This window comes from Paenibacillus ilasis, from assembly GCF_043195395.1.
GTDB lineage: Bacteria > Bacillota > Bacilli > Paenibacillales > Paenibacillaceae > Paenibacillus_AQ > Paenibacillus_AQ lautus.
The window spans coordinates 451,746-474,540 of record NZ_JBHDJG010000003.1; the positions used below are offsets into that span (position 1 = coordinate 451,746).

Consider the following 22,795-nt stretch of genomic DNA (forward strand, 5'->3'; position numbering starts at 1 on the left):
AAAACGTCCCCCTCATGTTTACAATGATTTCAATAAAAAATCATCCTCATAAAAGCTGTACCCGCGGATTTGCGCTCTAGGCGCATCATCCGCAATATATTGCACGACATAAATCTCCCCGTCTTCGAACTGTACCCAGCCCGAATAACCAAGGTCTGCAACTGGACTACGGTCGTAATCAATCGGCATGATTCTCGTCCACTGCTCCCGCCGCTCTATCGCCTTTGCTGATTCCTGATCCGTAAGAGCTGCGAAGAAGTTCTGTGTCCAGGTGCCAAGCCAGCCCTTACCGCCTTGCATGAAACGGTACGCAATCATAATGTTCCCGCTCTGAAGCATCCCTGCAACGGGACGATGACAACCGGGGAGAGGAACACGATACGGTCCGTTCCAAGTCTGGCCCTGATCATGGGATATTGATTTATAACAATCCAATCCCTGCCCTGAGTTCTCCCGGAGAAACGCAACCAACGTTCCATCCGGGAGGGGAAGTATACTTCCTTCACACAGCTTCAGATCCGGATGAGAAGCCACAGTGACAGGTCCCACCCAGTCCGCACCCTGATTATCGGAATACCAGAGCCGCTGCTCGCTTACCCCCGAATCCGGGTTTCGCTCATGGGCCGACAGCAGCCAGCGTCCGGTTGCAAGCTCACACAGTTTATCCGGAACGATACCGGTAACGGGCGTTTCCATAGGCTCCGACCAGTTATTCCCCTCCGCGTCTCCGATCCATATATAATTGCGGCCCCCGTTCTCCTTTTTCGCCGATATCAGATCCGCCACGATAACCAGCCGGTCGTCCCGAAGCCTCGATATGCGTGCACAATTCCAGTACGGAAGTCCGGTCGTCAATGACGTGAACGGTTGTTTGTCACTCCAGGTTCTCCCTTTGTCCGTACTTTCCGTCAACATCAGGCGTGTAGCCGACCGGTCTCCGTGGTGAGTGCATTGGGAAAATACGCATACCAGCTTGCCCGCGGCCGTTAGCGTTACGTCCGGCCATGCCTCATACCATTCCGTGTCTCTGCTGATTGCAAACCTTTCAATCGCCATCATGTTCATCCTCCTCATTGACAATTCTCGCTACTTCGATGATTACCGTCTTTGTCGTTGTATGTCCGGCATGATCTCTTGCTTCATAAGTGATGCTGTACTCCCGCTTCTGTCCGCCCGGGTTGCTCGCGGCCATCAGCTCAAAAGATGTGTCGCCAGTTCCAACCTCCGCACCACGGACGATTGAACTTGGATCCTGTACACCGCTGCCGGTAACAGATACCAGTGCAATCGAAGCGATTCCGGATGATTCATCCTTGGTGTGGATTTCCATCTCCACCGGCACCCATTTGCGATTGGGTGGCCAGATAACGTTACGGTTCGGAGAAATCGTGATATCCGGTACCGTCTTGTCGATGGACAGCGTAAGGGTACGCCCCTCCTCCACATTGCCTGCCCCGTCCCGGCTCCGATACTCCATCGTGGTAATCCCTTCTGCAGAAACAGGGACCGCTCCTTCATATGCCTTCCATTCCCCGCCGTCCAGTCGATATTCCGTACCCGTTACCTCAGATTCCTCATCTGATGCCGTTAGCTCCACCGTCACATCGGAGGTGTACCATCCATTCACTCCACCCGGCTCATCCGGAGTGACTATAGCTTTCGTTATCGGTGCTATCGCATCGGATGGCAGCTGATACAGCTTCCGGACGTCGGACGGATCCAGCGCGTGACGATAAATCCGCACATCGTCCAGACTACCGTTCCAATCGCGATTCGCCACTGTGCCTTTATCGAAACCGACGAATGGCGGAGCGTCTTCGTTCGTCACATTCATGGCGGAACCATCGAACCTCGCCGACGTCGCCGCCAGCTCACCGTTCACATATACGAGCAGATTACCGCCTTCCCGGATCCCCACAACATGTGTCCATTCCCCGGTTTTAACTAGCCCCGATGGGGTTGCAATGCCAATCTCCCTGTTCAGCGGCAGTCCGTTCAAATTCATTCGAACCGCACCGTTCTGTTCGACCGACATCCACCACTGCGGCACACCCCGACCCGCCGTACCGTACCACATCAGCAGGTGTCGCTGCCGAGACAGCGTCTCCGGGTTGACCCAAGCCGCAAAGCTAAAATCGCCAGTCCCAAAATGGAGATCCTGAGCTTGGGTGATCTCGACGTGAGAACGCTGTAAGGCATCCAGATGAAGAATATGGCCCTGCCCATCGGGACGAACCGCCCCTGGCCGTACCGTTGCACCGTTCTTCAGCAAACCGGTATGTCCACTGCCTGTCACATCCGTTACGCCCTTATCGTCCATCTGCTCAAAATCCCAATTCAGCAACAGCTCCGGACGAGGTCTGGACCTATCCAATTCAATCGAATAGGTGCGTGTTTGAGTCCCCAATCTGGTCGTAATGAGAAGATCTTCAAGTCCGTCAAGCCGAACCGCTCTTGGCACTCCTGAAGCCGCCGGCTCGCCCGCTATTTCAATTTCAATTCCTTCATTTGATGTAATCGGCGTCACCGTCACCTCTTCTGTTCCTTCATACATCGTCAGACGATATTGCTCGATATCGCCTCGAAACACGGGAGACAGCGAGCCTTCCGAGAACATCAGATCGTCCAGATGCGCTTCCTCCGCATCGAACCAAGCCAAATTGAATTTCGCAAACATGATTTTGTCATATGGTGTGTAACCCCCGCCTTCAAACAACAGGCCAATCGTTCCGTCCGGCAGCACGGTAAGTGAAGAGTAGGCGGAATGCCCGCTGTATACGGTCTTTGCCTCCGGCCAGGTGGCTCCGTCATCATAACTGAGCCGGACCGTCATATTTTCTCTAACGTTCTCATTGGCCGGATTGGCGAAAAGCAGCAGCTTGCTGCCCAGCTCATTATCGGCAGGCATGTAGCGGACAATGCTCGCCTGCACAACAGGATCAATCAGCTCAGGCGTATAAAAAACCGGTGACCAGGTTGCCCCTTGGTCGCTGCTTGTCGATATCGCCCTCCGCTTCAGCTCTTTGTTAGCGGACAAACGGTCGTTCCGCATCAGCGTGCCGTCCGTCAGCTCCACAACGGTCGCCTCGTTTGTGTCCGCTTGGATATAGCCGCTCTGATACCAGGTTAAGCCATGGTCATCACTTTGAATGCTCCGTCCGATCGCCGGAATCACCAGCCTCCCTTGGTTCGGCCCATGCCGGAGCTGAATCCCGATTGCAGGTCCCGTTGCATCCCACCTTATATTGGATGGCTGCACCTCCTCGAAACGGTTCACCGGTTCCGACCAGGTGACTCCGTCATCATCACTGTATGAGCTCCAGATCGTACGCACGCCTCGGCTCGTTCCATTGTTGATCTCTTCAATCGTGTCGTCGCCATAATTATGGTTCATAAATAACCATATGCGGCCATTGCTCTCATCCTGCACCGCCGTCGGATTCCCGCAGGTATCCGCACTCATGTCGCACACCGTTTGGAGCGGCTCCCAGGTTGTGCCGCCGTCCAAGCTCCGCTTCAGCACAAGGTCGATATCACCCGTATCGGAAGCGCTGTTTTTACGTCCTTCGGCAAACGCCAGCAGGGTTCCATCCATGGTCGTCAATATGGTCGGAATGCGGAATGTATGATACCCCTCCGTACCAGCCAGAAACAAATCGATATTGCGAAATTGTGGTTCCCCATCGGCCACAGCTTGGGCCTCGGCAGCCTCACTTACGCCAACAGGTCCATAGGGAATGTGGGCAGCAATTAATATAAGCATCATCCAGCCAATGAGTAACTTACGAAATGGAATCAAGTTTATAAACCCTCCTATCCTTTAATGGAGCCAACCATAACTCCCTTAACGAAGTATTTTTGCAGGAACGGATATACAAACAATATTGGCAGCGTACTGATCATAATGACCGCGGATTTCAGCGTGGCAGCCGGGGGCGGATTGCGCACGTATTCCAGTTGGGCCTCATTCTGCGTAATTCCGGTCAGCAAAATGTTGCGCATGATGACCTGAACCGGCATCTTGTTGACATCATTAATGTAGATCGACGCCCCGAACCAATCATTCCAATGATGTACCGCATAGAATAAACCGATCGTGGCCATCGCCGGCATGGACAGCGGAATGACAATCTTGAACAGAATCAGCAAAGGGGTAGCCCCGTCAATGACGGCGGATTCCTCCAGCTCCTCCGGGAGTCCCATGAAGAAATTCCGGAGAATAAATAAATTCCACGCGCTGATCAGGCTGGGAAGGATAAGCACCCATAGCGTATCTTTAAGCCCCAGCGTATCCATCAACATATAGTTAGGGATCAAACCGCCTTGAAATATCATCGTCAGAAATATGAACAGCACAAGGCCGTTTCGTCCGGGCAAGCTCCGCCGGGCCAATCCATAAGCCAGCATGGATGTAAATAACAGATTGAGAATGGTGCCGACCACGACTCTGAAAATCGTAACCTGATAAGCATTTAAAATGATTTTCCCCCGGTTAAGCAGCACATCGTAGGCTGCGAAATCCAGCCGTTCCGGTATAAGCACGAACGCTCCGCGACGCATGGACTCCTCAGTGCTGATAAACGACGTTGACAGCACCGCAAGGAACGGAATAACAAACATGAGGGACAAGAAGATCAGAAAAACAATGTTGGCAACATCAAAAACTCGTTCACTTGTTGTAGGCTTTATTCCGCTCACCATATCCCCCCTTACCAGATTCCCGTTTGGTTCATTCGCTTCGCAATATAATTCGCGCCTAGGATGAGCACCATCGCCAGCAGATTTTTAAAAACACCGACCGCTGTGGCGAATGAATAGTTAAGCGATGTCAGGCCTTCTCTATACACATACGTATCGATAATGTCGGCCACCCCGTACACGGCAGGCGAATACAGCAGCAGCACCTTCTCGAAGCCCGCATTAAGCAAGCCTCCGATCGACAGAATGAGCATAATGACAATCACATGCGAAATGCCTGGCAATGTAATATGCCATGCCTGACGGAATCGGTTGGCACCGTCGATTTTGGCTGCCTCATACAGCCCCGGGTCAATGCCTGCCATAGCTGCCAAATACAAGATCGTCCCCCAACCGACGGTCTGCCACACATGGGATATAACGAGGATGGATCGGAAGTATTTGGGTTCTCCGAGGAACAGAATCGGCTCTCCCCCAAAAAACACGATAATCGCATTAAGCAGCCCGTTATCCGTGGACAGCATCATCATGATGAGGCCTGCCACCACGACCGTCGAGATGAAATGCGGTAAATACGAAACCGTTTGAACGATCCGTTTGAACAGCCCGTTCTTCAATTCATTCATCAAGAGCGCTAGAATGATCGCGGACGGAAACCCGAACAACAGGTTATAAAAGCTGATCAAAAACGTATTGCGGAGCACGTTCCAGAAGTAATAGGAATCAAAGAAACGGACAAAATGATCGAAACCCACCCATTCCCCCGTTAAAATCCCCCGGACCCCTTCAAACGGCGAAATGTCTTTGAACGAAATGATAACGCCGAACATCGGCACGTAATCAAATATAAGGAAATAAAGGATCCCGGGCAGAATCAGGTAATAGTAAAATCGATGCTTTTTAACTGCAGCCCATTGGCTTCGTTTCTTCAAGGCCGGCGGGGGAACAGTCGTAGTCTTAAGCTCCATCACACACGCAGCCCTCCCGTCTTATTTTTTCAGCTCAAAAAATTGCTTCGTGTATTCATCGATCCACATCTGCAATCCGGCTTTATTTAACTGCTCTATATACTGATCGAATTCACTCAGGGGTCTTACGCCGGTCACGAACTTAACGAGCTCCTCGCTCCGCAAACGGTCCAGATCTTCAAGCATCGGGACATTCTGCTTCAGCCGTTCCTTGTCATATACGACGGTTGCATCCAGTGGCATTTTGGCTGCACTCACATTGGTAATCTCATGATTCAGGTAATCGGCATGCATCTTCTTCACGGGATCACGGAATGCGTATTTGTTCTCCGTCGCTAAGCCCAGAGAAAGCATATATTCACCGGCATACCGGAGATCCGGGCTAAGCAGCTCGATCTCGAACTTGTTGTCATCGAGATACTTCCAATTCTTCCCGAAGGCTGCATTCAGCGTATTGGTTGGCAAATCCTTGTATTGATGGTTGATGAACTTGATGACAGCTTCCGGATTCTTGGCTTTTTTGGTAACCAGCATGCCCGTCGTGTTTCCGCGCGACGCTGTCATCAGCTTACCGGCAGGACCGGTTAGATCCTTAGCAATCGCATAATCGGCTCCCTCCGGGAGATTCGGCTTGATCTGCGGGAACAGCAGCGTAATCCTTGAATACCACATAGAGGAGGTTCCAACCCGGTTGGTTTTTAGCAGCTCCAGCGGGTCGAATTTTGCAAAAGCTTCCTTATAGATGTAGCCTTTCTGGTACCAATCCGCCATCTTGGCCAAATAATCCTGATAGCCGGGCGCAAGCTCAACCGGTTTGATTTTGTTGTCGGCCGGATCGAGCCAATTACTGTTGCCGCCCTCTACGTAGGCGCCCATCAGCGCATTATTCATACCGCCCAGATCGGTCATCATCGGGATTGTGTCCGCCTTGCCATTACCGTCCGGATCGCCCTCTTGGAATGCCTTTAATACCGCTTCGAGCTCATCAATGGTCTTCGGCATTTCCAAATCCAGCTTCTCCAGCCAATCGGTACGAATCCAGACCGGGTAATGAACGGACGGCAGCCCCCGGGGAATGCCCCAGATCTTCCCTTCTTTATCGGTCATATAATCCCAAGCTTCCTGAGGCCATGCCTTCAGAATGTCCTGGCCGTGCTGCTCCAGCAAATCGTTTAGCGGAATGATAGCACCCTTCGAAGCATATTGATCCCAATCCCCCTGAAATACGTCCACCTCATCCTTGGATCCAAGCAGTAAATTCAACTTTTCGCCCTCGGAGCCTTTTGGCGGTACGATCGCAATCGGTTCAATGCCAAGCTCATCCATATACATCTGCTTCATTTCCTCTAGCGCATCCGGAATACTGCCTTCCGGTTTCTGATTCAAGGCCCCGGTATTCTGATAAATATAAATTTTAGCCATCTCCCCGGAACCCTTGTTTGAATCTCCGCTAACCTCCTTGGATCCGGCAGAGGCTCCATCGCCTCCGCTCCCTCCCGATCCTCCACCTGCACATGCCGCAAGCGAAAGCACCAGCATGGCGCTCAGCGTTGTATGAAACAGCTTCTTCATTCTTATTCCCTCCTTAAATTGGGTTGGGTCCGCGTTTCCAACATGGCCGGGACCTGCTTCAGGAGACACCTTATCACGACATGTAAGCGCTTAAAATGTGAAATGCTGTACTTTTATAACACGATTTCTACTTATCAAATATTTGTTACGAAAGACAAAAATCCCGGTACTCCTTCTCTGGGAGTAAGAGGCCGGGATCGATACTATGAGTATATTTTTTTGTATTCGCCGGGAGTGATCCCGGTTATTTCCTTAAACACCTTAATAAAATAGTGGGCACTGCCGAATCCGACCTGCTTTCCGATCTCATTGATCTTAAGCCTGCCTTCCGCGAGCAGACGCTTGCTATTATCAACCCGTACCTGCTTCAGGTAATCAATGAAGGGCTGACCGGTGCTTTGCTTGAATAGTCTGCTGATATAAGCCGGGTTCAAATTCAGGTGCTCGGCAACCCACTGTAACGAGATATCTTTATCATAATCGTTCTCCAACATTTCAATGACTTTGGCAATGTGTTGGTTGCCCCTAGCGTGAATCTCTTGACGTATGCATTCAACCCCGCGCGTTATAAGCGATTGAAACCATGCGACGATATGATCCATCGAGCCCAGATCGAGCAGCTCTCGGTATGGATCTGTTCCCTTCTCGAACAGAGTTTCGATGCCTGTTCCAAACGAGCTGAATGAATACCGGATGGACGTGAACAATTGAATGAAGATCGGCTGGATCTGGTTGTAATGAAGCTTGTGTTTACAGGCCTCGATCTCGGCCACAAAGGCGTCGAATATGAAAAGAGCTTCCTGCAAGCAGGCAGTCCGGATACAACTGTTGAGCTTTTCCTCAAGCTGGTTCGGATAATGAAAGGTTTGCCCATTATCGGCACGGATATCGTCCATGGATATCACGTAACCTTTTCCATAGAGAATACGGTATTTTAACGCCTCTGCCGCTTCTTCATAAGCAAGGGGGAGCTCCTCGATCCCACTGCAGATACTTCCGACACCAAGTGAGAACTGCACGCCCAGCCGTGCATTCACCTCATCGAGCAGCTGCTGTGCCAGATGGAACAATTGCTGACGCCCTTTTCCGGAAAGGTTAAAAACAACTGCGATTTTATCCTTCTCCACATTGACGACGAAAAATGCAGTACCGAGCCCCAGTACCACGCTGTCCTGCAAGGCATCCATGATCTTGATCTTGCACAGGTCCTGCGCCAGCATATCCTCGCCGTTAGAAGCCATCTCTTCATCAATGGACAGCAAGAACACAGACAGCTCATGAAGGCTGATAGGGAGTCCAAGATAATCCTTCTTTGATTCAATTTCCTCAAGACTCATCGTATGCCGCTGCAGCAGCGACAGCTTGAAACGTTCCAATTGAAAGGGCAGGCTTTCCTCCAGCCTTTCCTTATAATAATTGCGCTCATCAATGGTGGACCTGACAAAGCTGCCAATGACGCTGAGTTCATCATCCGGCCCGTTAGATTGCTCGCTGACCAGCTGGATTTTCCCATCGCTCCTCCCCTTCGCAAGTGCATTCAAACGGGAGATCGGCTTATACAAGCTCCTGGAAGAGAAGTAGGAGAGCAGCAGCGAGAACAGCATTAAAGCGCCGGCAGAATACGTAATCGTCTGTTTGATGTCAATCGTGCCCTGCGTGTACACCCCCATATCGGATATGTTGACGAAGGTCCAACCCAATAGCGCGGAAGAAGAGTAGCTAACCAGCTTCTTGCTGCCATTGAGCTCGATGGAATACGATCCTGACTTGGCACTTTGCAGAGCCTCGGGTAATCCAATTTGCTGAACACCGCCCGTCATTGAAGATTGGCTGCGGAATACGAGATTTCCAGATGAGGACACTACGTACATGTCGTCACTCGCATTTAATTTGCTGATAATATCCTCATAAATCATGGCCGCATCGAGGTTGACGATGATGGCGTTGTTGGCTTTTTTGGATTTATAGATCACGGACAGGAGATCCTTATCCCCGTCAGGATATTGCTTCGCGGTCCGAGTGTCCAAGAAGACAGGATTCACCTGCATGGTCTGCACGGCGTCATACCAGTCTTTATCATAAAAATCCTCCCTCCGAAACTGACGATTGGAGCGGTCTTTATCCGAAGTGATCACTAGGTTCTTGCTGCTGTCATAAAAGTATACGGAATCCACGAATTGATCGGAGAGTTTGAATGAGTTCATCGTGAGGAAGGTATTCTTCTTGGCTTCCAGATAAGCATAGAGCGCTGGTAGGTCTTCCTCCGGAATCTCCCCTTGAAGCCCTTCGTAGTAAGCCCCGTTCGGGAAATTCTCGAAGCTAATGAAAGAGCGGTTGAGTGCAAGCAAATTCGAATTTTCCTTAATCCGGTTCAGCAAAATCTCAAGGGTGTTGATCGTCTGGTTCAAATATTGCAGCTTGTTGTTACCCGTCTCTTCTTCTACAATGCCGGATACCCTGTAATATGCAAAAATATTGGAGACCAAACTCGGAAGCACGGTAATGAGCACCGTCGTGACAATTAACTTCAGAAAAAACTTACGCTTTTTCATGCTTCCCACGGAATCGATCCAATTTCTTATTTGAAGCATCCTTATCCCCCTTGGCACGAATTATGAAGACAAGCAACGCGAAACTGTTCAGGGCAGCGTATTGAGCATGATGCAGTCCCGCCTCAATTATAAAGCGCTTACAATATGTATTACAGATTATACCTTATGGGCTTGTTGTTAGGTAGGTTTTATAGGCGCATATCCATCCATAATATATTGCTGGGCAAACCCTCGAGCAGAGCTAAAACGTAATTTGTGCACGCAAAAAAACAGAGCGTTAATTGAATCAACGCTCTGTTCTATTCAGACATTATTTTTTGAAAGTCACCTTTTTAGATAATCCATCTTCCAGGTTCATTTCACCTTTATGGCGAACGAATACATTTTGGTTTCCTTCAAATTTTGGAGGATTCTTCGGATCATAGTCAATCCAGCGACTATTCCCATTTCCATTTCCATTACCATTTCCGTTTACAGAATATTCCATATATTGCGTAGCACCAATGAGCTCATTTTTCTTATCATCAGCTTCAACATGAGGTGGTAATTGAGCAACAGTACCCTGATGCACACCCAGTTCTTTAATGACTTTATCTGTTTTATAATCATACGCTTTTATTACTACATCATTTCCGTTCACTTCAACCTGAAGGCCCTGTTTAAAATCATTGCCCGTCGACACTTCACCACCATTAGGCCCTGCCGATGCCCAGCCCGCTTGAATCCCAGCTGTGTTCACAACGGTAAACCCACGCTTATCTCCACCGTCGACTACCTTTTTACCTGCCCAATCCGGAAGATTCAGATCCCAGTGACTGTGGCTTGTAAAGAGAATGACTTGCGGATAATCCATTAAGATGGCTTCTAATTTTTCTTGGTCTAAGTAATCACCTGTATAAGGGGATTGATTGGAGCCTGAAATACTATCCTTCAGAATATGATGACTAAACAGAAAGATGGGTTTATTTGGATCGTTCTTTGAATATTCTTCAAGATTCTGCTTTAACCAATCAAGCTGCTCATCACTAAGGTAAACCTCATCCCACAAGGATTTATCATGGTAGTGCATATATTTTTCGGTTCCTAAGAAAAGGAACGGATATCCGTCTAACTCTTTTTTATGGTAGACTTTCTCTTCGCCAGTAAAGTTATAAAAGTTTTGGAACATTTCGGACTCCGGCGTATGATTTGGCCACGTGTTTTGCGCTAATGTGTTCGGTGTTGCCCATTTTGGTTTGTAAAACTCATGATTTCCTATGCTGTACCATACATTTTCCGGATGAGGATTATGATCTAACACCTGTTGTACGGCTTGATATTCAAAATCCCACCCTCGGTCTGTAATATCACCATTCACGATTAATGCTTTTGAAGTTGGGTTTACCTGTTTCATATCGTGAAGCACATGCTTAAAGTCATTGTAATCCCCTTGAATATCACTAATGACATCAAAAGTAAGACCTGGATTTTTTGAAAATTGATGTTCATCCAGTTTTGCTTGAGCTGATCCTGAAAAAGCACCTATATTGAAAATCATAGATGCTGCCATCATACCTGTTAGTAGCTTCTTCACAATTATTCCTCCTAGTTATCATCATTTCAGAATATCATCCGCTAAGGATATAAGTTTCTATATTATAGTAAACAGGAAATATTAAGGTAATATTCTCCTAGAGTAAATAATGCACAAAAATATGTAAATAAACCAAAGCTGCAACAATATTTAGAGAAAATAAAAACACATTCGAATGTGAATGTGTTTGAGCATCGTACTAACCAAATGTTGTTCCGCTGATGAAGATATTACCTTCTCCCTAGCTCCAGTACCCATTGTTTGATATCAGTAAACTCTCCTCTCCCCATTAACATGGAACTTATTCTTTATAATTGAACCTTCGCAAGAAAATCTTCAAGGATCTTTCCGTCGGATACCAGGAATCAACGGAGGTATCTGCCGATAGTAGCCCTCATTAGCTTATAGTTAGAGCATATTGGCAACAAATCTTCTATAGACTATATCGCTCTAGGATTCTTATAACACCAATCAGGATTATAAGGAAGTGATTTTAACCTTTTCATATCCTCCCAACTGTAAACCCAATCATAATCAGCTACCCAGAAATAATCATCAGGATTCAATTTAAGATATTCATATATAAAACGGAATATCAACTCTTGGGCACCATATATGTCTTCAATTCCACCAACCTGATAAAGAGACAGCTGTGAATCCACCCCACTAAGATCTTCATCATTTTCGTAATAAATCTCGTAGTTATTAACTCCATCAACATAAAAGATAAATTGTTGATTGTTCTCATCACTCAATGGCTTATCCGTAACATTTAATGTTGTATATAAGAACTGCTCATTCTTATATTTTTTATAATTATCAAAATATAGCCTAGCATCCGCATGGAAAGTAGCAACAATAGCATCACCCAATAATTTCTCAGGAGAATACTTTCTCTAACATTTTCTCTAATTGTCCTTCTTTAACAGCTTTAATAGACGCCTTTACTTCAATTAGCTCATTCTTTGTCATTACATCTATATCGCCTGTAACTTGACCGTCTTGCTTCAGAATTTTCTGTCCAAATGCGGTTACGTCTTTCTCTCTTCTTAAATAATCAGCAACTTTAGCTTCTGTTGCTTTCCCAATGTCTGAACTATTGAGAAAACTATCAATATCACGATTAATATTTTTGGGATGTTGATCAACCCAAGTTAGTTCATTACCTGCTGGATTGGTGTATATCGTTTTATTTCCATCCTTAACAATATTACCTTTCGGATTGCTCTTAATATCTACTCCCTGCCCCTTACCCCCATCTCCCCCCGAATCATGCATGAGATTGGGAATGTTCTTTATCCCAATCCGGTTAAGAGCAAAACCGCCTAAAGGGCCTTGGCTTCCTGCTGCCCCAAATAGGCCGACTTCCCCATCTCATTCATTCGCTCTTGCTCGGCCTGTATCCTTTCACCGAATTTCTCGCGGGTGTCGCCAACGTCAAATGCCATTTTGGCGCCCCATATGGTCGTATTCAAGACCTCCTCGGCAGTCCCTATTGTAACATCGTAAGCCATCTGTTTACCGGTTCCGATCGGATCTTCAACCAAGGCGTTTGCCTTATCTTCAACACACGACGCCAGCATCTGAATCCGTTGATTCAGCGTGTTTTTGTTCGCTTCCAGCTGATCAGAGGACCTGTCGAATTGATCCGACACTGCCAGCAGCACCTCAGGAGGTACAAGTATCTTGGACATACGTCAACCTCTTCGTCATTTTGTTAGATAGTCATTCTACTTCATTTCAAATAACTGGAAAAGGTTCCAAGGTCCTCTTTATGTGGAGTAACAACTCCGTCGAAAATTCCCTAACCCTGCATAGATCTGCAAAAGCATGCAAAAAAGAGTGCCGGTTCAGCCGACACTCGGTAGTCTTGCGCACTGTACGTTAACCTGTAGGTGTTCCCTAACTCTCCCTATCAAAACCGTTCACGAGCCTATTCTATTATATTCTTCTGATTTTCCTCCTTCTTATTTCCGGAGCAGATTAAAGATCGCCTCCAGCCGTATGTTGTGATTGCATGACTCGCAGAAATAGTTCCCTTTCCGGTTTTCCTTGAAATTTTTATATCCTATGCTTCCTTCGTACAGCCGAAATGTCTTCTTGCAGCAAAAGCATTCCACCTCATAATATATCAACATGCTCTCTCCTTCTTGGGAGCGTTCTTATTTGCGCGTGGCGTGATCAAAGATCGTAATCAGCTCCTGTACATAAGCCTTTACGTGAAGATCGGGGTTTCTCATCAATTCCAGGCTGAATCCATCGATGGCATGCCGGATAGCGAGCGCCATGACTCGGGAGGATAACGGGGTGAATTCTCGAAAGCTTCCTTCCTTCGCCCCTGCATGCAGAATCGCCTCAATAGGTTGAAACACACCTTCATCCGTATCCGCCGAAAACCGAGGCTTCCCCTCCTTCGTCCTCATGCCCGTCACGATCTCCACAACGGCAAAAACCATCTTCCGATGGTCCGCGATAAACTCCACATTCGCTTCAATATACTTCTTGAGCCTGTTTTTCGGAGATGCTTCGTCACGCAGGATGGGCTGCACAAAGGACTCATAGGCGAAATAATACTCCGTCACCACCTGCTCCAGGAGCTCATCCTTCCCGGCAAAATGATAGGAAATCACCCCTTTGCTAACGTTGGCACGCTTGGCGATTTGACCTATCGAAGCTTGGGCATAACCGACCTCGGCAATGGTTTCGATCGCACATGCCACGATCTGCGCACGGCGGGCCTTCTCAATAAACGACATTTCCTTCTGGTCATTCGTTTTATTTTTAGTATTCATGGTTACATTTTAGTACGATTGTACAGAAAAAATCAATAAGAAGCCTGCCCATCTTTTCGGAAATGGGCAGGCTTCTGCCTGAACTCATATAGATTGCTGGATCCTGACCGTCCGCGATGCAAAGTAGTAAGCCGCGCTTACATGATTTACGCAGGCTCAGATTTGCTCACGCGATCCGTGATCACGGCGATAGCTCCATCTCCGGTTACATTACAAGCCGTACCGAAGCTGTCTTGCGCAATATAGAGGGCGATCATAAGCGACGTCAGTGTCGTATCGAAGCCCAGCATGGACTCCAGCAATCCGAGTGCTGCCATAACGGCGCCTCCGGGAACTCCGGGAGCAGCAACCATCGTAATGCCCAGCATCAGAATGAATGGGAACATCATGCCGATGGAAGTCGGCATCCCTGTCAGCAGCATGACGGCCATCGAGCAGCTTACCAGTGTAATCGTGCTGCCGGATAGATGTATGGTTGCGCACAGAGGGATGACAAAATCAGCGACCTTCCCACTGACTCCGTTCAGCTTGGTTTGGCGCAGCGTAACCGGAATGGCAGCGGCAGAAGACTGCGTGCCTATCGCCGTAAAATAAGCTGGCAGCATGTTCTTCAGCATGGCAAACGGATTCTTGTGTGCGACTTGACCCGCAACCAGGTATTGTATAATCAGGAACAGCACATGCAGGACTATGATCATAATGAATACTTTGGCGAATACCGACAGGATCATGGTCACTTGCCCGCCATAGGTTAAGTTGGCAAACACGCAGAGGATATGATACGGCAGCAGCGGAATGATGATCGAGGCGATCAGTTTCTCAACAATCTCCCGGAAATCCACCATGACCTTCTGCAAGGCTTGTCCCTGGATTACAGCTGCTCCCAGCCCCAGCGTAAAGGCAAGCAGCAGAGCAGTCATCACCCCGAATACAGGCGGCATGTCAACTTTAAAAAAGGGTTCCAGCAGCGCCTCTTCCGGATTGGTGTAGGAATTAACCAGACCACCAACCTCCAACATATATGGATACAATAGTGTCGCTGCCAAGAACGCCAACAGCCCCGCGATAATGGTGGAGAGATAAGCAAGGCCCGTGGTCACGCCCAGCAGGCCACCGGCTCCTCTCCCCAGCTCCCCGATGCCGGGAGCAATGAAGCCAATGATAATTAAAGGTATGGCAAAACCAAGGAAGTTTCCAAACAACCCGCTAAAGGTAGCTAATCCGGCAACCAGCCATGCCGGCGAGAACGATCCGATCGCAATTCCTAGCGCAATGGCAATAAGGATTTTCGGCAGTAAGCCGAGTTTTTTCATGTTCATGCTGCTATCACCCACAGATGTTATTTTCGTTTAGTGTCCACTCCAAACGGACGAATTCCATTGGACACGGAATGAACAAACTTTATCATATTTTGGATATCATTGTCATTATGCAAAATATGACAACGAAACTTCACCAGTAATAGATCAGATGAGAGGCATGGGCATCAAATAAATCATGGAAAAGCGATATGCCTACTCCGGTTCAAGCACGCGCAAAATTGAAGCCAGCCCCGCTCATTTCTGTGCGGGGCTGGCTTCATTGGAGTGGCTTCATATACAACCCTGTCACTCAGCGTCTAGAATTAATGCACCTGATCCAGCAATTGATAGGCTTCTTCCTTCGTTGTCACCGCCAAGAGCGCTTCTCTGAAATCATCATCCATCAGCTTGCGGGACAACATTTGCAGCACTTTCAAATGTGCATTCTGTTTACTATTACGCGGCACGGCAATCATGAAGATCAGTTTGGCATCGCTCCCGTCCAGGCTTTTCCAGTCGACACCATCCTGCTGGATACCAAAGACTACGCTTGGCTTCAGGACAGCATCCGATTTACCGTGAGGAATCGCGATATTCATGCCGATGCCTGTGGAGCTTTCTTGTTCCCTAGCTAATATGGCCTGTTTAAAATCTCCGTCAGCTCTTACCGCACCATTCCGCTCCAATACACTGATCATTTCGTCGATAACAGCATCCTGTGTCGTTCCGACCAGATTCAGATTAATGAGATCCGGTGTTACAATATCCGTCAATTTCTCAACTCGGATAGCAGGTGTTTCCGTTGCTGTACCGTTATTGATCACGGTTGAAGCCACTTCGGTTAAGTCCGCAGCTATGGGTGCAGCTGCGTTAACTGCCAACTCTTCACCTGTTCCGGCAGGATTTTCTATCGCTTCGGCTCCTTCTCCAACAACTGCCGGAGTCTCAGCTGCAACCTCTTTCTTGAGCAGGCTCACCATGATAACCGATACGGCTGCGCCGACCATGACAGCGAGGAAGAACATCAACACATGATCCACGGCACCGAGCACGGCTACAATCGGACCGCCATGGGCTACGCTGTCACCGACACTGCCCAACATGGCAATCACTGAACCCGTCATGGAACCGACCATGATACTCGGAATGACGCGTAGAGGATCTTGTGCCGCGAATGGAATCGCTCCTTCGGTAATACCGAACAATCCCATCGTAAATGTTGCTTTTCCAGCTTCACGTTCCGCAGGTGTAAACTTCCTTTTGTTCATCATGGCCGCCAGTCCCATGGCAATCGGAGGAACACAGATGGCAACGGCAATTTGGCCCATAATCACATAATTCCCTTCACCAATCATGGCCGAGCCGAACAGGAACGCAACCTTATTCACGGGACCACCCATGTCAAAAGATATCATCGCGCCCAGAATAAGCGCGAGCAGAATCGAACTTGTGCCCTGCATTCCCGCGAGCCAGACGGTTAACGCTTCAAACAGATCCGCAACCGGAGCACCAATCACAAAGACGAAGATTAACCCTACAACTAGTGACGCCAGTACCGGGATAACGATAATGGGCATAATCGGCTGCAACGACCGAGGAACCTTGATCCTTTTAATAGCAAGTGCTACATAACCCGCCAGGAAACCGGCAATAATCCCCCCGATGAATCCAGCTCCCGCTTCACTTCCATAAAAGCTGCCGTTCGCAGCAATGAACCCACCGACCATACCTGGTGCAAGACCCGGCCTGTCCGCAATACTCATTGCGATAAATCCGGCAAGGATCGGAACCATGAAGGTAAACGCAGCCGCACCGATACTCTCAATCGTTTTCCAGATCGAACCTTCCGGTATAACCAGCCCACCCGGCGTTTTCACGCCGCCCATCGTCAGTGCGATTGCGATGAGCAGTCCACCGATCACGATAAACGGCACCATATAGGATACACCGTTCATCAAGTGACGGTAGATCGGATTTTGTTTAGGTTTGTTCTCTCCTGTCATATCTTCAGCTGACTTGGACTGTGCCTGATAGACGGGCACATCCCCTTTTATCATCCGTTGGATCAGCTCTTCCGGACGACGGATGCCATCCTGCACACCAACCACAAGCAGTTTTTTACCGACAAACCGGTCCTTCACCACCGTCTTATCCGCTGCGATAATAATGCCATCGGCTTCACGGATATCCTGCTCCGTGAATTGATTCTCCACGCCAATGGAGCCTTGGGTCTCGATCTTCAACTCAACGCCCAGCTTCGCGCCTGCCTTCTGCAGATTCTCAGCAGCCATATACGTATGTGCAATTCCGTTAGGACATGAAGTAATCGCTAATATTTTCATGATTGTCATTCTCCTTTGCTGTCATGTTCCCGCTTACATTTATAGTGTACACGCTGAAAACGCTGTTATCGGATGAACTTTTTACCGGAACTTCCGGAAAAACAGGTTTATTTCGCAATAAAATATCCCCACAAAGTGGGCATATGCTACGATGCTTATTCCAAATACTTTGCGGGAACCCCCAAAAAAAATGTAAAAAGCAGGACGCATACGTCCTGCTTCATCATCACGGTTTCTACTACTAATTTTACCCTTTTAACGTATTCAGCAATCGCATCACGTCCGTCTCCTTAGACAACGCACGGACCAATGCCGGCTGCTCACTGATCCGTGACAATTCCCTGAACAGCTGCCTCATCTCTTCCCGCTCATCGTGCTTAACCGCAAGCAAGAACACAAGCTCTACCTCCTCGGCTCCCCAGGTAATCGGCTGCTTCAATGTAACAACAACGATACAGGACTGTTTAATCCACTCCGAGCTGCCATGAGGGATGGCAATGCCACCCCCAATCGTCGTAGCAGACATATTCTCACGAACCAGCACACTTTCCGTGTACCCAGCCTCGACATACCCCTTGTCCTCCAGCATTTGCGCAAACTTGGCGATTAACTGTTCTGGACGCTCTACCTCCTGCTGAGGAAAGACGAGAAAAGGTGTCGTATATTTCAAAAAGACCGATTCCTCAGTCGCCCTGCTGTCCGGCTCATCGAGCCCCCGGATCGCTTGCTCCAGCTTCCGCTCGTCACTGGCCTCGAGCAGAGGGGAAACGAGGATATAAGGTGATTTTAGCTCGGGCAGATCAACAGTTGTAATGACAAGATCCACCTCATGAGCTGCCAGATAATCCTCAACTTCCGCTTTGGACATCGTTGTCTCTACATGCACGGACGGGAATCTCCGTTCCACCTTCGCGAGAAGCAATTGGGACATCCCGACGCCCATGTGACACACAATAATGACCTTTTGAGGATGGCTTTCATTCTGGTGAAGCCGTTCCACAGAGGCCTGAAAGTGCAGCGTCAAATATGCGGCCTCCTCTTCGGGAAAGTGCAGATGGAGCGCTCCCCCTACCTCTTCCAATGCCATGATGACCCGATCGAACATATAGGGATACATCTTTTTGATCTCAGCCAGCATCGGATTGGACACAGCCAGACCATAATGAAGACGGTGCATGGTTGTGTACAAATGCACTTTCAACCCGTTCAATAATACCTGGTCCTTGGAGAAAGGGATCATATTCAGCTCCGACATCCGCCGAATCAATTGCTCAACCAATTGGGACAGCAGTGGATGACTGTCTGCTAGATCGCTCCGCCGGGCGCCTCCATCCTCCTGCTTGTATCGGAACTTCCCGCCAAGCAGGTGCAGGGTTAGATAAGCGGTTTCTTCCTTGGAAAAAGGTACGGCGAACAGTTTTTGCAGCTTCTTTAAAAAGTCTATCGCCCATGCAAATTCCGCTTTGTTCTCCAAAAAGGCAATGTCCTGCGCAGAGAGCGAAATCGGCTGTCCCAGCTTGGTCCGTTTGACCATGAGCAGAATATGCAGCATCAGGCTTTCAAAGGTTTCATCGGTGAAGCGAAGCTGATGCTGCTTTTGCAGCGCCTTCAACTCATTGAATACGGTTGCAATCTCGTGCGGTTCATACTGGTTACGCATCATCTGTCCCGTCAACTCCGGACGGTTGATCAATTGGTTCAACCGCGCCAGCGCCATCCGTTTGTTCTTCTCCGAGCCCTCAATCATGAAGCCTACACGCTGCTTCGTCATTAAGCTCAGATCAAAGCTGCGCAGCCAGCCCTCAATCTTTTCCATATCCCGACGGATAATCGCCTTGTTCACGTAAAACGGTGAAGCCAGGTTCTGCAGGGTTACGGGCTTCGCGTTCATTAAGAGCCGATATGCCAGGTGCAGCACCCTTTCCTCATCAGATTCATCCTCGGTGGTACTCTCGTTGGAATACAAGCGGTGGAATAAATCAGCCTGATCCGCTTCTCCGATCTCCAGATAGATACCAAGTCCCGGCCTTTTCACCAAATGGCCACTGGAGTGCTTAACTATATATTCTTCAATCACCTTCAGATCGTTTCGGATCGTCTTCTCCGAGCACTCGGTCTGATCCGCCAGATCCTGAACGAGCCACAGCCGGTTCGGTTCCATTAACAAATTGCGAAATATCTCTTTTTGCCTATTATTCATTCCGATCTCCTATTCAACTTATTTGGAGAGCTCACTCATCGTGGAGCAGGTACATTGTCCTACGTATATCATATCCGGGTCTTTATGGCAATCTGATCTAGGATGTTACACGAAAATGGATGAAAAGAATGGCATGTTGACGGAAAAGCTGAGCCTACACAGTAATTTAAAATCTGACGTAAACAAAACAAGAGTGCCGCAGAAGCTTCGGCACCCTTGTTCATAATCCGCATATAATCCTCTTACATCTCAAGTAATTCGTTGGTTGCACGGCGTATCTTTCCTATAAAAGCCTCCACAGCCTCCCGCGCCGACTCCGCTCCCGTCACGGCGGAGATCACCGCGACGCCATCTGCACCCGCTTCCATGACTTCCTCCACGCGCTCCACGGTAATCCCGCCAATCCCTACGATCGGCAGATGGATTCCAGCTTCGCGCAGTTCACGAAGAATCGCTGGGCCTTGTGCAGCCTTGGCATCATCCTTCGAGACGGTTGGATAAATCGGTCCGATGCCAAGATAATCGGCACCATGGAGAAGGGCGCGCCTCGCTTCCTCCACGGTATGGGCGGAGACACCCAGAATCCGGTTGCCGATCCGCTCCCGTACGGAAGCCGCGCATTCGTCGTCCTGGCCGATGTGCACACCGTCGGCGTTCAGCTTCAGCGCCAGCTCCACATCGTCATTGACGATGAAGGGTACGCTCGCTTGGCGGCACTGATTCTGGATCCGGCGAGCCAGCTGGACCATCGGCTCCCCAACAAGCGCGCCATGTCCCTTCTCGCGGAACTGGACCATGGTCGCGCCGCCAGCCAGTGCCTTCTGCACAATTCGGCTTGGCTCTTCGATACAGTTCACGCTGCCGAGTACGAGGTACATCCGTAGATGCTGCCTCATCATTTCGGGTGTCACTCTCCCCGTCATCGCAGCACCTCCTGACGGCGGCGACGATACGCCCAATGATTCGTGGGGCCGTGTCCTTGCCCCAGGTTTAAGCCGTCTTCAATGGCCGCTTGGATGAAAGAGCGTCCGCTCTGAATGGCATCGAATGCGCTCAAGCCTTTGGCCAAGCCTGCGGTGATGGCGGCAGAGAAAGTGCACCCGGTACCATGCGTATGAACCGTATGAATTCGTTTGCCGTATAATTCCGTGAAGGCCATACCATCGTATACAAGGTCCATGACGGGAGGACTGCCGGGATTTCCGAATCTGTCGCCATTCTTGATAATTGGGGAGCGTCCCTCACTTAACTCCCCGTTATGGCTGGCAGTTCTCGTTTGGCCAGACGTTAATTCGGACCTAGGCAACTCTTCCTGCTGCGTATCCGCCATTATATCTGGTTCCCTGTCTCTTTGGTGATCCGCATCTTCATGACCGACAAGCATCCCCTCATCATGGCCGCCCTTGATCACAACGATCTTGGGCCCCAGAGCATGAATACGCCTCGCTGCTTCCTTCCGATCTTCCATTGTGCGGATACGCATCCCCGCCAATACTTCGGCCTCCGGTATGTTGGGGGTGACAATCAAGGCCAGCGGCAGCAAATCTTCTCTTAAAGCCTGCACCGCTTCGCTTTGCAGCAGCTCCGCTCCGCCTTTGGCAATCATTACAGGATCGACAACGACCTTCTCCCAGCCAAAAGCCCGAATCCGGTCAGCAACCAGGCGAATGATCTCGGCGTTGAACAGCATGCCCGTCTTCAATGCATCTACTCCAAGGTCCGGGCCTACCGCTTCCATCTGCTCGGCGGCTGCTTCGGGGGGCAGTGGATATACGCCGTGAACCCCCAAGGTATTCTGCACCGTGATCGCCGTAATCGCCGACATGCCGTATACGCCGAGCTCTTGGAAGGTTTTCAGATCGGCCTGAATGCCGGCGCCTCCGCCGCTATCGGACCCGGCAATCGTCAGTGCCCGGGGCACGCGAGTCTTGCTCATCGTGTGCCACCTGCAGCGGTCGCTTCTGCTTCCCGGACAGCCGCATATCCTTCCAGCGAGTCTGGATGGAGCTTTGCCAGCTCATCCAGGAAAGCGATCTGGAAGCTCCCCGGTCCCTGGTCTGCCGTGCGCTCTGCGGCTTTTGCCGCCGCGGCCCCGTAGAAGGCCAGTCCCGCCGTACCCGCAAGCAGCAGGTTTGCCTCCACTGCGGCAAAGGCACCCAGCACCGAGGTCAGCAGGCACCCTGCGCCGGTGACCTTCGTGAGCAGCGGGTCACCGCCAGTAATGATACGCACTTCACTTCCATCGGTAATTACGTCCTCTTCACCGGTAATGGCCACGATCGTGCCTAATTCGCGTGCAGCCCGCACAGCCAGCTCGGCATGATTGCTGCCTGCGCTGATGCCAGCGTCTACGCCTTTGATCTCGCGGGCTTCCCCAACAAGGTGAGCGACTTCAGCCGCGTTTCCACGCACAAGCGAAACCTTCACCTCGCTCAGAATCCGCAAGGCCGACTCCGTCCGAAAACGGGTCGCGCCCGCACCGACCGGATCCAGCAGGACCGGGACGCCATGGGCATTGGCCGATTGCCCCGCTATTATCATCGCATCTACCAGCTCGCGGTTCAGCGTGCCGATGTTCAATACGAGTGCGCCCGCGATGGCGGCCATATCCGCCACTTCCTCGGGCGCGTAAGCCATGACCGGCGACGCGCCCAGCGCGTACAAGCCGTTAGCCGTAAAATTCGTAACCACCACGTTTGTCATATTGTGAACGAGGGGGCTCGTCTGCTGTACCTTCGTTAAAAGCGCCGAAACCTCTTTTTCCCATGCATGCATATGAATCAGCCTCTCTTATCTA

17 protein-coding genes are annotated in these 22,795 nt (G+C 49.6%); all 17 read right to left on the reverse strand.

The genetic code is table 11. The annotated features are described in order from the left end of the window. Window positions 1–18: 18 nt before the first annotated feature. Window positions 19–1,056, reverse strand: coding sequence for a sialidase family protein (locus ACETK5_RS26200; RefSeq protein ID WP_394058750.1), 1,038 nt, complete (start codon window positions 1,054–1,056; stop codon window positions 19–21). After that, entirely contained in the window at window positions 1,046–3,799 is a 2,754-nt protein-coding gene (locus tag ACETK5_RS26205; RefSeq protein WP_394058752.1) for an exo-alpha-sialidase, read from the reverse strand. The genes ACETK5_RS26200 and ACETK5_RS26205 overlap by 11 nt, the downstream gene beginning before the upstream one ends. A gap of 14 nt (window positions 3,800–3,813) precedes the next feature. Then, window positions 3,814–4,698 carry a carbohydrate ABC transporter permease gene (locus ACETK5_RS26210; RefSeq protein WP_394058754.1) on the reverse strand — a complete coding sequence of 295 codons (885 nt, stop codon included), beginning with the start codon at window positions 4,696–4,698 and terminating at the stop codon, window positions 3,814–3,816. 11 nt (window positions 4,699–4,709) lie between these two features. Continuing rightward, window positions 4,710–5,666 (reverse strand): ABC transporter permease, encoded by a 957-nt coding sequence (locus ACETK5_RS26215; RefSeq protein ID WP_394059100.1) that lies wholly within the window; start codon window positions 5,664–5,666, stop codon window positions 4,710–4,712. A gap of 21 nt (window positions 5,667–5,687) precedes the next feature. Next, window positions 5,688–7,238, reverse strand: a complete 1,551-nt coding sequence (locus tag ACETK5_RS26220; RefSeq protein WP_394058756.1) for an extracellular solute-binding protein — start codon at window positions 7,236–7,238, stop codon at window positions 5,688–5,690. 203 nt (window positions 7,239–7,441) lie between these two features. Further along, window positions 7,442–9,829 (reverse strand): helix-turn-helix domain-containing protein, encoded by a 2,388-nt coding sequence (locus tag ACETK5_RS26225; RefSeq protein WP_394058758.1) that lies wholly within the window; start codon window positions 9,827–9,829, stop codon window positions 7,442–7,444. Between the two features lie 271 nt (window positions 9,830–10,100). Beyond that, the gene (locus ACETK5_RS26230; protein ID WP_394058760.1) at window positions 10,101–11,363 is read right to left on the reverse strand and encodes a DUF4073 domain-containing protein; all 1,263 of its coding nucleotides are present in this window, start codon (window positions 11,361–11,363) and stop codon (window positions 10,101–10,103) included. Between the two features lie 440 nt (window positions 11,364–11,803). After that, window positions 11,804–12,235, reverse strand: a complete 432-nt coding sequence (locus ACETK5_RS26235; protein ID WP_394058762.1) for a hypothetical protein — start codon at window positions 12,233–12,235, stop codon at window positions 11,804–11,806. A 7-nt stretch (window positions 12,236–12,242) separates the two neighbouring features. Continuing rightward, window positions 12,243–12,641: a hypothetical protein gene (locus ACETK5_RS26240; protein ID WP_394058764.1), complete on the reverse strand. Its 399-nt coding sequence runs from the start codon at window positions 12,639–12,641 to the stop codon at window positions 12,243–12,245. Between the two features lie 47 nt (window positions 12,642–12,688). Then, window positions 12,689–13,057 carry a hypothetical protein gene (locus tag ACETK5_RS26245; protein WP_394058766.1) on the reverse strand — a complete coding sequence of 123 codons (369 nt, stop codon included), beginning with the start codon at window positions 13,055–13,057 and terminating at the stop codon, window positions 12,689–12,691. Window positions 13,058–13,525: 468 nt separating this feature from the next. Continuing rightward, the gene (locus tag ACETK5_RS26250) at window positions 13,526–14,155 is read right to left on the reverse strand and encodes a TetR/AcrR family transcriptional regulator (RefSeq protein ID WP_394058768.1); all 630 of its coding nucleotides are present in this window, start codon (window positions 14,153–14,155) and stop codon (window positions 13,526–13,528) included. Window positions 14,156–14,301: 146 nt separating this feature from the next. Next, window positions 14,302–15,468 (reverse strand): dicarboxylate/amino acid:cation symporter, encoded by a 1,167-nt coding sequence (locus tag ACETK5_RS26255; protein WP_394059102.1) that lies wholly within the window; start codon window positions 15,466–15,468, stop codon window positions 14,302–14,304. Window positions 15,469–15,779: 311 nt separating this feature from the next. Then, on the reverse strand, window positions 15,780–17,798 hold the full coding sequence (locus ACETK5_RS26260; protein WP_394058770.1) for a fructose-specific PTS transporter subunit EIIC: 2,019 nt from the start codon (window positions 17,796–17,798) through the stop codon (window positions 15,780–15,782). 247 nt (window positions 17,799–18,045) lie between these two features. After that, entirely contained in the window at window positions 18,046–19,998 is a 1,953-nt protein-coding gene (locus ACETK5_RS26265) for a BglG family transcription antiterminator (RefSeq protein WP_394058772.1), read from the reverse strand. 242 nt (window positions 19,999–20,240) lie between these two features. Then, entirely contained in the window at window positions 20,241–20,921 is a 681-nt protein-coding gene (thiE, locus tag ACETK5_RS26270; RefSeq protein WP_100540487.1) for a thiamine phosphate synthase, read from the reverse strand. After that, window positions 20,918–21,934, reverse strand: a complete 1,017-nt coding sequence (gene thiD, locus ACETK5_RS26275; protein WP_100540486.1) for a bifunctional hydroxymethylpyrimidine kinase/phosphomethylpyrimidine kinase — start codon at window positions 21,932–21,934, stop codon at window positions 20,918–20,920. The genes thiE and thiD overlap by 4 nt, the downstream gene beginning before the upstream one ends. After that, on the reverse strand, window positions 21,931–22,773 hold the full coding sequence (gene thiM / locus ACETK5_RS26280) for a hydroxyethylthiazole kinase (protein ID WP_100540485.1): 843 nt from the start codon (window positions 22,771–22,773) through the stop codon (window positions 21,931–21,933). The genes thiD and thiM overlap by 4 nt, the downstream gene beginning before the upstream one ends. Window positions 22,774–22,795: the final 22 nt, after the last annotated feature.

What these genes read in the sequence shown, in the direction of transcription:
- ACETK5_RS26240 (WP_394058764.1), bottom strand. Translation starts at nt 12,641, where the DNA reads ATGCATGATTCGGGGGGAGATGGGGGTAAGGGGCAGGGAGTAGATATT.
- ACETK5_RS26215 (WP_394059100.1), bottom strand. Translation starts at nt 5,666, where the DNA reads ATGGAGCTTAAGACTACGACTGTTCCCCCGCCGGCCTTGAAGAAACGA.
- ACETK5_RS26220 (WP_394058756.1), bottom strand. Translation starts at nt 7,238, where the DNA reads ATGAAGAAGCTGTTTCATACAACGCTGAGCGCCATGCTGGTGCTTTCG.
- ACETK5_RS26255 (WP_394059102.1), bottom strand. Translation starts at nt 15,468, where the DNA reads ATGAAAAAACTCGGCTTACTGCCGAAAATCCTTATTGCCATTGCGCTA.
- ACETK5_RS26260 (WP_394058770.1), bottom strand. Translation starts at nt 17,798, where the DNA reads ATGAAAATATTAGCGATTACTTCATGTCCTAACGGAATTGCACATACG.
- thiM (WP_100540485.1), bottom strand. Translation starts at nt 22,773, where the DNA reads ATGCATGCATGGGAAAAAGAGGTTTCGGCGCTTTTAACGAAGGTACAG.
- ACETK5_RS26250 (WP_394058768.1), bottom strand. Translation starts at nt 14,155, where the DNA reads ATGAATACTAAAAATAAAACGAATGACCAGAAGGAAATGTCGTTTATT.
- thiE (WP_100540487.1), bottom strand. Translation starts at nt 20,921, where the DNA reads ATGACGGGGAGAGTGACACCCGAAATGATGAGGCAGCATCTACGGATG.
- ACETK5_RS26225 (WP_394058758.1), bottom strand. Translation starts at nt 9,829, where the DNA reads ATGCTTCAAATAAGAAATTGGATCGATTCCGTGGGAAGCATGAAAAAG.
- ACETK5_RS26200 (WP_394058750.1), bottom strand. Translation starts at nt 1,056, where the DNA reads ATGGCGATTGAAAGGTTTGCAATCAGCAGAGACACGGAATGGTATGAG.
- ACETK5_RS26245 (WP_394058766.1), bottom strand. Translation starts at nt 13,057, where the DNA reads ATGTCCAAGATACTTGTACCTCCTGAGGTGCTGCTGGCAGTGTCGGAT.
- ACETK5_RS26265 (WP_394058772.1), bottom strand. Translation starts at nt 19,998, where the DNA reads ATGAATAATAGGCAAAAAGAGATATTTCGCAATTTGTTAATGGAACCG.
- thiD (WP_100540486.1), bottom strand. Translation starts at nt 21,934, where the DNA reads ATGAGCAAGACTCGCGTGCCCCGGGCACTGACGATTGCCGGGTCCGAT.